We start from the raw sequence: 13,093 nt of genomic DNA on the forward strand, positions 1-13,093 counted from the left end.
CAATGCGGGTGAGAAAACATAAGTTTTTTGCATTGAGCTGGGGCGTAGCTATCACCCTGGTGGTGGGGTTAGGGGCAAGCATTCTGGGTGGCTGGATCCTCCAACGCATCAACGAGCAGCAGGCTCAAGAAGCGATCGCCGCCGCCACCGAGGAAGCCGCCGAGTTGGTTTTAACTCGCCTCGATCTTTACCAGTACGGATTGCGTGGCGCTCGTGGAGCGGTGCTGACAGCGGGTGAACATGGCATCAGTCGCGAAGTTTTTGACCAATATCACCAAACGCGCGACCTCGCTGCCGAGTTCCCTGGCGCGAGCGCCTTGGGTTTTATTAGGCGTGTACCGGAACGGGATGAAAGCGAGTTTCTCAAGCACGCTCGGGCCGACGGCAAAGCCGATTTCTCCATTCGTCAATTCGCACCGCATTCAGGCGAGCGTTACGTTGTTCAGTATGTCGAACCGGTTGAGGGAAACCAGCCTGCAATTGGCTTGGACATAGCGTCGGAAATATCACGGCGAGAGGCTGCCCAATCCTCGATGCAAAGCGGTATGGCACGGATTACCGGGCCCATCACTCTGATAACGAGCACAGCGAAACCGCAGCAGTCTTTTCTGGTGTTGATGCCTATCTTTCGCGGCGGCGTGACTCCGGCGACCGCTGCTGAACGAGAGACAGCAGCGTTTGGCTGGATCTATGTCGTGTTGCAGACAGAGCAGGTACTCAGAGGCCTGCGCATAGAAAATGAGACGGTGCATCTGCGATTACGGGATATCACTGTCCCTGGGCAAGAGAAGCTGTTTTATGAAAGCACCGACGACTCGGCCAGCCATGAAACGCTAATGACCCACCAGGTGGAGCGCGAGGTATACGGGAGGCGATGGCAAGTTGAACTCGGCGCGCATCCGTTGTTCATCCAGCGCCTGCATCAGGTTTCACCAACGGTGGTTCTGTTGATGGGTGGTTTGCTCACTCTACTTCTGGCTACTCTGGCGGGTGTAGTGAGTGTCAGCCGTCAACGCCGGCGGCAGATATTCGCCGAGCAGGCAAGGCTGGCCGCCATCGTTGAAAGTTCGGCCGATGGCATTATCGGAAAAACACTCGATGGCATCGTGACCAACTGGAATAAGGGCGCCGAACACCTTTTTGGCTATACCGCCGAGGAAGCTGTGGGCCAGACGCTGGTCAGTCTGGTTGTTCCTGAGGAGTTTGTAGCTGAAGAAGCCCATATCCTTGCGCGCATAAGGGCGGGGGAGCGTATCACCGGCTTTGATACCCAGCGTCGCTGCAAAGATAGTCGGCTGATCGATGTCTCCGCCAGCATCTCACCCATTTATGGCGAGGGGGGGCGCGTCGTTGGAGCCTCCAAGACGTTAAGGGATATCTCGGCGAAAAAAGCAGCAGAGGCCCAAATTCTCGAACTCAATTCCAATCTGGAAGAGCAGGTTGCGCAGCGAACGTCCGAGTTGCGGCATCTCAATCTGTTGTTGGGTACTGTACTGCGCTCGGCCACTGAGGTCTCGATCATTGCGACAGATCTCGATGGTGTTATCCGTGTGTTCAACAAAGGCGCCGAGCATTTGTTGGGTTATGACGCCGATGAGTTACTGGGAAAACACACACCAGCGCTGATCCATGTACCCGAAGAAGTCGCTGCTCGTGGCGTAGAACTGAGCGAGGAGTACGCTCAGGCGATCGACGGTTTCCATGTGTTTACCCATAAACCTGAGCTTGAAGGCGCAGAAACACGTGAGTGGACTTACATACGTAAGGACGGCTCGCGGTTTCCTGTCACACTGGTGGTCACTTCCATGCGCGATGACGATGGGGAATTGAGCGGATACCTGGGTATCGCGGTAGACATCACCGAACGGAAAGCGGCAGAAAAGGAGCTGGCTGCGAGCCTGGAGACGACGCAGAATCAACGTAGTGAACTGATGGCGGTGCACGACCAGTTAGTGATGGCTGCTGAGGTAGCCGAACTGGGCATTTGGTCCTGGACGTTGGCGGACAATAACTTACAGTGGAATGACCGCATGTTCGAGTTCTACGGTCAGCCACTGACGTTGCGCAATAGTGGTCTGAGTTATAAACACTGGTACGCGCGTATTCACCCCGAGGATGCTGTGGCGGCGGCTGCAAAGCTGAATGCCGCCGTCGAGGGGAATGGTGTGTACGACACAGTTTTCCGTGTCGTTCACCCGGACGGCCAGATCCGCTTCATACAGGCAGGCGCGCAGGTCGAACGCAGTCCCAACGGTACGCCCCTGCGCGTGACGGGTATCAATCGGGACATCACCTCCCAGCGCGAGCTGGAATCACATCTGCTGTACGCCAAGGAACAGGCCGATACCGCGAGTGCGGCAAAATCATCGTTCCTGGCCAACATGAGCCACGAAATACGCACGCCGATGAACGCCGTGCTGGGCATGTTGCAGTTGGTGCAGAACACTGACCTGAATGGTCGTCAACTTGACTATGTGACCAAAGCGCAGGCCGCTGCGAAGTCACTGCTGGGTTTGCTCAATGACATCCTTGATTACTCCAAAATTGAGGCCGGCAAGCTTCAGCTGGATGTGCACCCGTTCGAACTCGAACCGCTCATGCGTGATCTCGCCGTTGTGCTGGCAGGTAATCAGGGCCAGAAAGAGGTCGAGGTCATGTTCGATCTGGACTCCAATCTACCCAACGACCTGATAGGCGATAGCCTGCGGCTGCAACAGGTGCTGATCAACCTGGCGGGTAACGCCCTCAAGTTCACGATGGAAGGCCAGATCGTGGTCAGCGTCGAGCAACTGATGCGCACGGAAAACTCTTTGAAATTGCGCATCGCCGTTTCTGATACCGGTATCGGTATCAGCCCGGAGCAACTTCAGCACATTTTTGAAGGCTTCACTCAGGCCGAGGCTTCAACCACCCGCCGCTTTGGCGGTACCGGTCTGGGCTTGGTGATCTGTAAGCGGTTGGTCAGCTTGATGGGCGGTGAACTTCAGGTGGAGAGCCAGCAGGGTGTGGGAAGTCGCTTCTGGTTCGATATCACGCTGGATGTAGCGCCGAATTCGCTGCTGAGATCTGACAGCTCTGGAGTCGATGCGTCCATACGGATACTGGTCGTCGACGACAACGCCATGGCGGGTGAATTGCTGTTGCGAACGGTTCATGCATTGGGGTGGAAGGCCGACCACGTGAGTGGCGGCACGCAAGCAGTGGAATGGGTGAAGAACGCCCAAGCGAGAGGCGAAGCCTACGACGTGGTACTGATGGACTGGCGGATGTCCGATATGGATGGGCTGAGCGCTGCGCAATTGATTCGTCAGCAGGGCAACGGCGTACCTCCTCCAATGGTCATTATGATTACCGCTTACGGCCGTGAAGTGCTGGCTGACGCAAACGAGATGGGAGACGCTCCCTTCGTGGGGTTTCTCACCAAGCCTGTCACTCCCAAGCAGTTAGCCGACGCTGTTCAGCGAGCACTCAACGGCAAAGGCCTTCCGCAGTCACTCCCGTCCAAGTCAACTGTTGACAGGCCGCAGCGTCTGGCCGGGCTGCGGCTATTGGTGGTGGAAGACAACATGCTTAATCGGCAGGTTGCCGATGAGTTACTGACAGGGGAAGGCGCTCAGGTGACGCTGGCTGAAGGTGGGCTGGAAGGGGTGAGCAGGGTGATGGCTGAAAATGTGTCCTTCGACGCGGTGTTGATGGATATCCAGATGCCGGATATTGATGGCTTGGAGGCGACCCGTCGCATTCGATCGAATCCACGTTTTGCAGCGCTGCCGATCGTGGCGATGACCGCAAATGCTTCCAGTACCGACCGTGACGCCTGTCTTGCTGCGGGAATGAATGAGCATGTCGGCAAGCCCATAGATCTGGAACAACTCGTCGTAACATTGCTTTTTCAAGTGGGCCTTGAGGATCGCCAAGCATCTCTAGCCCTGGGCCAAGCCAATACAGGAGAAGGCGTCATCGAGCCTCGTGCATCGATCATTAGCCGCTTTGGTGGTGACCTCGATTTGATCCGCAGCGTGCTGCGTAACTTTGGCCCCGAGCTAGAAAAACAGCTTGTCCGGTTGCACGATCAGATCCAGCGGCAAGACGGATCGGGGGCAGCCTTCGTGCTTCATACAATTAAAGGCAGCAGCGGGACCATGGGTGCCAAGGCGCTCTCGCTGCTGGCCGGTGACCTGGAGCACACGCTAAAACACGGCGATGCAGAGTCTGTAGCGAGCATCTTTGCTGACGCAACATGGTTTGACGAATTGAGCAGGTTACTGCAACAAAGCCTTGGGCAGATGAATGTCGACTTTGGTCAGAGTCCGAGCACACAGGTCTGTGTTGACTCCGAATGGATGGCGCTCGCGCAATGGCGAGAATCCCTTGAGGAAATTTTGCTCTTGCTGGAAGCGGGCAATCTTCAAGCCATAGAGCTGGCAGACGCATTGGCGTCAAAAACGCCGCAATCCCTGCGCCCACAGTTCGACGAACTGGTTGTCATGGTGCAGTCACTAGACTTTTCCGCTGCGATGCCGATTGGTCGTGAACTGTTGAGATCTGCTTGATGGAACAATCGATGGAAACCTGGTTACCACATCCCTATAACCGTCCAAAACTACTCATTGTCGACGACCAACCGATTAATATCCGGGTACTCCATGAGTTGTTTCGTGAGGACTGTGATGTGTTCATGGCCACCAGCGGTGAGCAGGCGATCACGGTGTGCCAGACCCAACTACCCGATCTGATTCTGCTGGACGTGGTCATGGAGGGTATGGACGGGCATGAAGTATGTCGTCGATTCAAGGCTGACCCTGCGACCCAGGACATCCCCATCATATTCATTACCGCACAGCAGCAGGAGTCGGATGAGGTACTAGGTCTGGAACTTGGTGCGGTGGACTTCATCAGCAAGCCCATCAATCCCACCATTGTTAGGGCACGTGTGCGAACACACCTGACCCTGAAACTACAGAACGATCTGCTGCGCTCTATGGCGTTGATGGACGGCCTTACGGGAGTGGCCAATCGACGCAAATTCGATGAGGATATCTCGGCGGATTGGCGCCAGTGCTTTCGAGAGCAAAAGCCGCTGTCGCTCATTATGGTGGATGTCGACTTTTTTAAACGCTACAACGACCGATACGGGCACCAGGCTGGAGATGGCTGCTTGAAATCCGTTGCCCAAGTGTTGTTTGAAACGGTTAGACGCCCCTACGACCTGGTCGCTCGGTATGGTGGCGAAGAGTTTGCCTGCGTTCTGCCCAATACAGGTCTTTCTGGAGCGGTCGAAATTGCAGAAAATATGCAAGAGCGTGTCCGGGCGCTGGGCATTGAACATTCGGCTTCTGATGTAGATCGTGTGGTGACTATTTCTCTGGGCGTCGCAACATTGACGCCCTCTTGCGATCTTGAATTCCAGGCTTTGATAGAGGCTGCGGACAAGCAACTTTATGAAGCGAAGAAAGCTGGGAGGGCTCGGGCATGTTCATCTGCAATGTCGTCCAGTTAAAGGTTTTTCCCTTTGCAGACTGCATTTTCGAATGGATCTCATGGGCAAGCATTGAATCAAGAACTTGCGCCAATCGAAAGCGCCCAGTAACTATCCGCAGTTTCCGAAAGCCCCCTAGGGACACGCGACTGCCTAGCCCCCGTGCTGACTTTCCCTCCTCGCGGGCTAGCGATTTGAAATGTGAGTTTTTGCCCTGCGGGGGACCGGATGGTTACTGTCCAGTGACCTTTTGGCCGTTTTCTGCCCGTCGCGAGAGGCAGAAAACGACCCATAGCTGCCCTTCGGTAAGACCGCTGATGGTCTCGGCGATCACTCGCCACCGGTCTTGGATGAGAGTTCAGTTAACCGGTTTGGCGTCGGGGAACTTCCACGCGCCACTTAGAATCTCCGCCTTAGGCCTATACAACCGCACGGTGTAATTCCAACCTTTCATGGTAGGCAGACAATTAATGGTCTTTGAGTTACAGCTGCCGAACTGAATCGTGATTGAGCCGTCATCCGATTTTTTCGCCGTCAGATTGTTCAGCGTATACGCATTGGCAGCATTCTTTTCGAAGTAACCTTCAGCGTTGTAGAGGCTGACCGACCAGAAGCCATCGACGGGAACATCTTTGACCGTGAGGCGATACACGGTTTGCCCATCGTTGTCGGCAGGAGTCACGTTCAGGTAGGTCGCATCCTTGTCTGGATTGCCACCCCAGGCGGCGGCAGAACCCAACAAATGGCGGATGGGGTCAACGTCGGCTTGAGTGCCAAACGCCTTCCTGAAGTCGGGAATGGTTGAAGACAGCACTAGCAATGCGTCGCGCACTCTCTTCTGGCTGGCCGAATCCCATAGCGGAAGCTCCAGCGCGCCGGAGTTCTTTTGGCTCACGCTGACAGCGTCCTGAAGTGCGTGAACTTGTTTTATGTCCTCCGTATTATTTGGATCGACCAGTGTACGGATGGCGGTGACCACATAACGGGTGCCAACGTTTTCACGGGTAAGGGTATGCGTGCCCGCATCATAGAAAACATTGGGGGTGTAGTGGTCTTCGTTAATGATTTGCAGCGCCATGAAGCGCTTGCCGGGATCGGGTAGTTTGAAGGTGACCGGGCCCGCATCGAGGTCGAAAACTCCCGAGCTGTAAAGCGTGTCTCGATTGAGCCGTATAACGGTCTGGTGCTCGATGTCGGCTGCTTCACGGCGATGAAGCAGCTTGCCGAGGCCTCCCTGTTTTGCCAGTGAGCCGATGTACAGATCTGACTCCGCCCGTACGAAATTATCAACCGTAACTGGGGTCGCACCTGGTTTGGACGATGCATCATCGGCATATGCGCCGGCCATGAATGAGAAGGTGGTGCACACGAGAATATTGAAAATAGTTTTCTGCTTCATACGAATCCATTCAGTTTGCAGAGGGGGTTTCTCGAAAAGGTTATTGGCTTCGACACTATAGTAGTTTGGGCGACTTGATGGATTTCCGTTTCTGGTTGGATAGGTGGTGCATGGCCTGTCTTGGATCGATAGGGCTGTCCCCAATGGCGCTGTTTAGCCTTTACTATGTTGCCAAAGACCGCGAATGACCATGTATTTATCATCCGTTAGGGAGCAATTTTAACCGCGTTGGATGCTCTTTTTTCCTCTACAAGTTTGTAAGCCACGTAGTATTTATAGATATTCCCGACATAATCTACGGTTTCACGGCCGACCACTTGCGCCGCCGCTTGCTCGACATTGCCAAACCATATGTTTTTGTCCCGCCCGGATTTTTCCGCCAGCGCCCGGAACTTACGCAGGTTGCCGGGGCCGGCGTTATAGGCAGCAAAGGTCATCAGCGTTTTGTTCATCTGCGTCAGTTGCGGATCGTTCAGGTATTTGTCCGCGAGCAGGCGCATGTATTTGCTACCGGCTTCGATGTTTTTGTCGGCACTCTTGTCGATACCGCCGATCGCGACGGTCGGGTCGTTGGCGGTAGTAGGCAGCAGTTGCATCACGCCGACCGCGCCTCTAGGGCTACGCGCCTTCTGATCGAGTTGCGACTCCTGAAAACCCTGGGCTATGAGCATAAGGTGATCGAAGCCGTAGGTATCGGCATGCCGATTGAAGATCTCGACCATCTCCTGGAACTTCTTCATCTCGGCTTCGGAGGTGGCGTTGAGTATTCGTTTACTGCTGTTGGTAACGTATTTGGTCCTCAGGCTGTTGCCGAATGTTGTGCCGACCTTGTGGGTTTTGACGAACGCTGCCAACTGGCTTTTAAGTTGCGGACTATCTTTGCGAATAGCCCAGGCAAACTCGGAATTGTTGTGCAGCGCAATCTCTTCGTGAATCTTCATGTCGGTGTACAGCGGTGCCCAGATCTTCGCGATATAGCGATCAACTACCGTGGCGTTGAGCAACCCGGCGTTGACCATTTGCAGCAGGTCTTCGGACTCCAGGTTTTCATCAGCTACCTTGAGGTCAATGGGCGCCAAGCCTTGTTCTTTGAATGAGGTGTTTAAGGCTTGAAGGTGCTCGTAGTAGCTGCTGGACGCCCTGACGGTAATTTCCTGGCCGGACAGGTCTTCAAGTTTCTCAAAGGGTTTGCTGCCAGGACGGGCCACCAGAATTTCCGGGATGTTCACCGCAAACGGATCGGCGAAATCCACGTCCTTGAGGCGGCCTTCAGTGACAGTGAGACCGCCAGCGGCGATGTCGCCCACGCCTTGCATCAGTTTGGGCATCAGTTCGTTGCGGGCGGTGGGGATGAACATGACCCGCCATTGCATAGACTTTTTGCCGTAGGGCTGGGTCTTGTTCAACCAGGCTTCCAGCCCCTTGCCAAGTTCGTAGCTGAGTCCACGCTGACGACCACGATCAAGCTCGAAAAAAGTCTTACTGTAGGGCACCAGCACCCGGATCAAACGCCGTTCGCGCATACCTTCGAAATCACCGACCCAATCCGGTAGAACCGGCAACACCATTTTTTGCACTTCGGCTTCTTCGACGGGTGTCAGTTCAACGGCAGGCAGGTCGGGTTGTGTTGCTGCCAGGGTGCTGTTGAGCCAGCACAGCATGATCAGCAAGGCCAATTTATGACAGCTACTCCGTACGTTGTTCATGTTCACTCACCGATAGGTGGGGATTCGTGTTGCATTTCAGTATGGCTAATAGTTGCACTTTTACCGCTTCGTACAACGGAAAATCCAATGCTTACGTCTGATCGAGCGGAGCAGGTGTCATGAGTAGATAGAAGTCGGTCGAGGCGGCACTACCCTGTGGAATTCATGGGCTATAATCATGTTGAGCACTTGCAGCTCCTTACTTACAACCCGCCTTGCGCGGGTTTTTTTTGGAAATTATCCACGGTACGTAGATTTCTCCGCCGCTGACGCCGACATTACGGCCTTCAGCAATGCTCGGCTGATGACAGTTTCAGAGATGAGTTTGAGTGAGTGTGGCTGATCGCGAAGAAGGAAAATGCGTCCGCCCACTGGCGGACGCAAGGGAGTGCTTTTACTATTTTTTCTGCTTCATCTTTTCATCAATTTCTTTGTCTACGTCGGCGCGAATCTGATCGATGCTGAAGCTCGCCGGACGCTGGCTTGGCGGGTATTCGACAAACGTCTTCAAGAAGGCTGCTGCTCTTTGGGTGCCGTCAAATATCAGGTAGTCGTTCTTGGTGAGCCAATCATAGTATTGGTCAGACACGACGTCGGCACGCTCGTAGGGGTCCATGCGCAAGTTGAAGAGTTTGGGGACGCGCAGGCAGGTAAAGGGTTCGCTCCAGACCTTTAATCCACCTGGGGCACGCTGCTCACAGAAGACGATCTTCCAATTGTCGTAACGCATGCCCACCAGATCACCGTCATCGCTGAAATAGTAGAATTCATTACGAGCACTTTGGTTGGTCTTGCCGGTCAGGTAGTCGAGTTGGTTGAAGCCATCCAGGTGAACTTTGAAGTTTTTTCCTCCGACATCAGTGCCTTTGAGCAGACGTTCCTTGATATCGGTGTCCCCCGCTGCGGCCAAAAGTGTGGGAAACCAGTCCAACCCGGAAAACATTTGCGTAGAAACCGTTCCGGGTTTTACTTTTCCGGGCCAGCGGATTATCGCAGGAACTCGGTAAGCGCCTTCCCAGTTGGAGTTTTTTTCGTTGCGAAACGGGGTAGTCGCCGCATCCGGCCAAGACCATTGGTTAGGGCCGTTGTCGGTGGTGTAGATCACGATGGTATTGTCCGCAAGCTTGAGGTCGTCGATGCTCTTGAGCAGCTTGCCCACGTCACCGTCATGCTCCAGCATACCATCGGCATATTCATTGCCCGGCATGCCGCTTTGGCCTTTCATCGAGTCACGTACATGGGTGAACGCGTGCATGCGTGTGGTGTTCATCCAGACGAAGAAGGGTTTGTCAGCCTTGGCCTGCTTTTCAATGAAACCGATGGCGGCCTGGGTGGTCTCGTCATCGATGGTCTCCATGCGTTTGCTGGTTAGCGCCCCGGTGTCTTCGATCTTGCCATCGGCGTAACTGTGGATCACCCCACGCGGCGAGGCTGCCTTGACGAAGGCTGCGTTGTCCTTCGGCCAATATGGGCGCTCTGGCTCCTCCTCGGCATTGAGGTGGTAGAGGTTACCGAAAAACTCGTCGAAGCCATGATTGGTGGGAAGGTACTCGTCCTTGTCACCCAAGTGGTTTTTGCCAAACTGCCCCGTCGCATACCCGTGGGCCTTGAGCGCCTGAGCAATCGTTACATCCCTTGCCTGCAAACCGACTGGCACGCCTGGCATGCCCACTTTGGAGAGCCCCGTGCGCAGTGGCGACTGCCCGGTGATGAATGTCGAGCGTCCGGCCGTGCAACTGTTCTCCGCGTAATAATCGGTGAATTTCATGCCCTCCTTGGCAATCCGGTCGATGTTCGGAGTTTCATAACCCACCACGCCATCAGCGTAGGCACTGATGTTGGTCTGACCGATATCGTCGCCGAAGATCACCAGAATGTTGGGTTTATCGGCCGCTATGGCGGTTCCAGATAACGTAATGAGTGAGGTCGCCACAAGGGCGAACTTGGGTAACCACTTGCGTATGCGAGTCATATGACTTGCTCCTTTGCCGGTGGGTCGCAGGTGCGACTGCTGTTGAGTATGTTCCTGCCTCCGCTTCAGAAGTTGCCGCTCTCGACTACGCCCGATCTAGATGTGTACGGCACCATTCGGCAACCCTATCGACGATAGTCTAGCCATAGGGTTCACTGAGCTTTACGGGTTGCCAAAATACGCAAAAACGACCGACGGTCTGTTGTGATTTGTGCAGAGTTGTGGCTCATGAGGCGCCCGGTAGGCGTTAAAAATTCGAGCTATGGTATTCACCCGGTTTTAACGAGTTTGACTGTCCGTTCTTGCCGAGTACTGTCCGTGGCGAAGGGCTCTCCCGAGAGCATATTTCGGAGATAAGCGAACGTCTGCTCATGGCCGATTTCCGCCTGTCGCGACCTGCTGAAATCGCCATTCAACAAACTGGATCCCGATAACGTCTTATCCAGGAATACTGGAAGGATTTAGGCGCGACTTGATGGCTCCGCCGCCGATAGCTGCCCAGATCAGCGCTGTGGCAATAAGTACAATGTTCAAGCACCTGAATCTGTTCAATACTCACACCACTCGCCACCAAGTGGTGCAGCGCATATTTTCGTAGATCGAACCAGGCTTCATTATGTGTGACCTCAGGTTCGACCCAAGGCGCACTTGCGGGTGGCACTCGGTGGGGCGTCCACGGCGGAGAATCGTTTTGCCAAAGATGGCTGTCGGCATGTTCAATACCTTCGACAAACTTCCTGTTCACCTCATAACAACAGGGGCCGATAGATGGGCCTATCGCTATTCGCAATCCAGCAAGAGAAGCACCTTCTTTCTCTAACCGGCCCATCGAATTACCGAGGATGCCTGCTTTCAGACCCTGCCATCCGGCATGGATTGCCGCTACAAATGGTTGATCAGCCGACGCAACCAGAACCGGCAAGCAATCGGCAGTGATGACCGCTACCGCACCCCGGACTCCTCTCGAGAACAGTGCATCGGCGACAGGACGTTCATCTCGCCTTTCCACGTCAGCATCGATGATGTGCGTACCGTGAGCCTGAGCACAGTAACGTGTTCCTTCCGGCAGCGTTAAATTTCCAGAAGTCTCGAAACCATGATCCACGCCGGGGATCTCGAGCAGCAACGAAGACAGGTAGGTCATAGAGCAGGTCCTGTCGATGGCAATCCCGGGTACCGGCATATCATCCGTAAGAGGGATGGGTCAAGCTCGCAGAGAGCCCTGCTGGGCGTTTACGCTCACAGCCTAAAGCTGCTTGATTTGACCGTCCGCTCCTGGCCGGTTTCTGCCCGTCGCCACCGGCAGAAATCAACCCAAACCTGTCGGTCGTACAGGATTTACAATCGGAGGCTCGGATGACCTGCCCGGTAGCCTTCAAGACAGTGCATCCAAGTCGGCCATGTCGAACAGGCAATTCATCGCGATCTGAGCAAGCACGGCTAGGCGCGGGCACGCCGGTATAGTCGAATCTGTTGCCTACCGTATTTCCCGGAGTCTCCATCCAGTGTCTGACTTGCTGAGCAACGCCGCCTACACAAAACGCTTCGACCTGGTACTCGCCTACATCGACGCCAATCTCGAAGGTGACTTGTCCGTGAAGACGTTGAGCCAAGTCGCGAATTTTTCGGCGTTTCACTTCCATCGACAATTCACCGCGTTCGTGGGCGTGCCTGTCTCACGTTATGTACAACTGATGCGACTACGGCGCGCGGCGCATTGCTTGTCTTCCCTGGCGGATCATTCGGTGCTGGACGCCGCTTTCGGTGCGGGTTTCGAAAGCCCCGAAGCATTTTCCAGGGCGTTCAGGCGGGCGCTCGGTATGACGCCGAGCGCATTCAGGAAGCAACCGAATTGGCGGGTCTGGAGTGCGGTGTTCACCATCCCTCATTTTTCCAGGAGCATCATCATGCAGATACGAATTGTGGAGTTTCGCGAAGTCAGGGTTGCAGCATTAGAGCATTGCGGAGAGCCCGGGCTCATTGATGAGAGCGTGCTTAAATTTATCGAGTGGCGCATGCAGAGCGGACAGTCGCCGGTGGCATCAAGTCGCAGCTTTGGCATTCCTTTCGGCAACCCCGATACGACCCCGGCCGAAGAGTTCCGGTTTGCAATCTGCGGCGAGATTCACGAGGCGGTAGCAGCGAATGAGTTCGGCGTAACCGAGAGGGTTATCCCTGGCGGGCGCTGCGTCGTGGTGCGTCATGTGGGCTCGCCGGATCACATCGGTGAATCGATCTATCCGATCTATCGCGACTGGCTCCCTACCAGCGGCGAGGAGCTTCGAGACCAGCCGCTGTTCTTCGATTATCTGAGCATTTCCCCCGAGACACCGCAGGATCAATGGCAGACCGATATTTATGTGCCTTTGCAATAGCGGACAGGTCGCTGCAGGTTTGAAACGATCGCCGTTGAGCTGATCGTTGTAAGCGGCCGCTCGCCAAGGGGCAGCTTTTGGCCGATGCCTGCCTGTCATGACTGGCAGGAGTTGCCGATTTTTGCCCTTGACCTTCGCTATCAAATGCCGACTTTTTTCCCA

Annotated in this window: 7 protein-coding genes; 3 read left to right on the plus strand and 4 right to left on the minus strand. The window is 54.8% G+C overall.

Annotated elements, in window-relative coordinates; genetic code table 11:
• Positions 1-2 precede the first annotated feature (2 nt).
• Both PMI32_RS08675 and PMI32_RS08670 read left to right on the plus strand, forming a co-directional pair.
• On the plus strand, positions 3-4,553 hold the full coding sequence (locus tag PMI32_RS08675; RefSeq protein ID WP_008031986.1) for a PAS domain-containing hybrid sensor histidine kinase/response regulator: 4,551 nt from the start codon (positions 3-5) through the stop codon (positions 4,551-4,553).
• A complete protein-coding gene (locus tag PMI32_RS08670; protein ID WP_008031987.1) occupies positions 4,553-5,500 on the plus strand; it encodes a diguanylate cyclase in 948 nt (315 codons plus the stop codon). The genes PMI32_RS08675 and PMI32_RS08670 overlap by 1 nt, the downstream gene beginning before the upstream one ends.
• 337 nt (positions 5,501-5,837) lie before the next feature.
• Here PMI32_RS08670 and PMI32_RS08665 read toward each other — a convergent pair whose 3' ends face one another.
• From PMI32_RS08665 to PMI32_RS29960, 4 genes are all read right to left on the minus strand, one after another.
• Positions 5,838-6,878: a DUF1214 domain-containing protein gene (locus PMI32_RS08665; protein ID WP_008031989.1), complete on the minus strand. Its 1,041-nt coding sequence runs from the start codon at positions 6,876-6,878 to the stop codon at positions 5,838-5,840.
• Positions 6,879-7,084: 206 nt separating this feature from the next.
• A complete protein-coding gene (locus tag PMI32_RS08660; protein WP_008031992.1) occupies positions 7,085-8,584 on the minus strand; it encodes an MltF family protein in 1,500 nt (499 codons plus the stop codon).
• Between the two features lie 397 nt (positions 8,585-8,981).
• The gene (locus PMI32_RS08655) at positions 8,982-10,556 is read right to left on the minus strand and encodes an arylsulfatase (protein WP_008031994.1); all 1,575 of its coding nucleotides are present in this window, start codon (positions 10,554-10,556) and stop codon (positions 8,982-8,984) included.
• Positions 10,557-10,968: 412 nt separating this feature from the next.
• On the minus strand, positions 10,969-11,700 hold the full coding sequence (locus PMI32_RS29960) for a purine nucleoside phosphorylase YfiH/LACC1 family protein (RefSeq protein ID WP_008031996.1): 732 nt from the start codon (positions 11,698-11,700) through the stop codon (positions 10,969-10,971).
• A 361-nt stretch (positions 11,701-12,061) separates the two neighbouring features.
• Here PMI32_RS29960 and PMI32_RS08650 point away from each other — a divergent pair, with 361 nt between their 5' ends.
• Positions 12,062-12,931, plus strand: coding sequence for an AraC family transcriptional regulator (locus PMI32_RS08650; RefSeq protein ID WP_008031998.1), 870 nt, complete (start codon positions 12,062-12,064; stop codon positions 12,929-12,931).
• Positions 12,932-13,093 lie beyond the last annotated feature (162 nt).

It is taken from the genome of Pseudomonas sp. GM60, assembly GCF_000282415.1.
Taxonomy (GTDB): Bacteria; Pseudomonadota; Gammaproteobacteria; order Pseudomonadales; family Pseudomonadaceae; genus Aquipseudomonas; species Aquipseudomonas migulae.

What these genes read in the sequence shown, in the direction of transcription:
- PMI32_RS08675 (WP_008031986.1), top strand. Translation starts at nt 3, where the DNA reads ATGCGGGTGAGAAAACATAAGTTTTTTGCATTGAGCTGGGGCGTAGCT.
- PMI32_RS08670 (WP_008031987.1), top strand. Translation starts at nt 4,553, where the DNA reads ATGGAACAATCGATGGAAACCTGGTTACCACATCCCTATAACCGTCCA.
- PMI32_RS08665 (WP_008031989.1), bottom strand. Translation starts at nt 6,878, where the DNA reads ATGAAGCAGAAAACTATTTTCAATATTCTCGTGTGCACCACCTTCTCA.
- PMI32_RS08660 (WP_008031992.1), bottom strand. Translation starts at nt 8,584, where the DNA reads ATGAACAACGTACGGAGTAGCTGTCATAAATTGGCCTTGCTGATCATG.
- PMI32_RS08655 (WP_008031994.1), bottom strand. Translation starts at nt 10,556, where the DNA reads ATGACTCGCATACGCAAGTGGTTACCCAAGTTCGCCCTTGTGGCGACC.
- PMI32_RS29960 (WP_008031996.1), bottom strand. Translation starts at nt 11,700, where the DNA reads ATGACCTACCTGTCTTCGTTGCTGCTCGAGATCCCCGGCGTGGATCAT.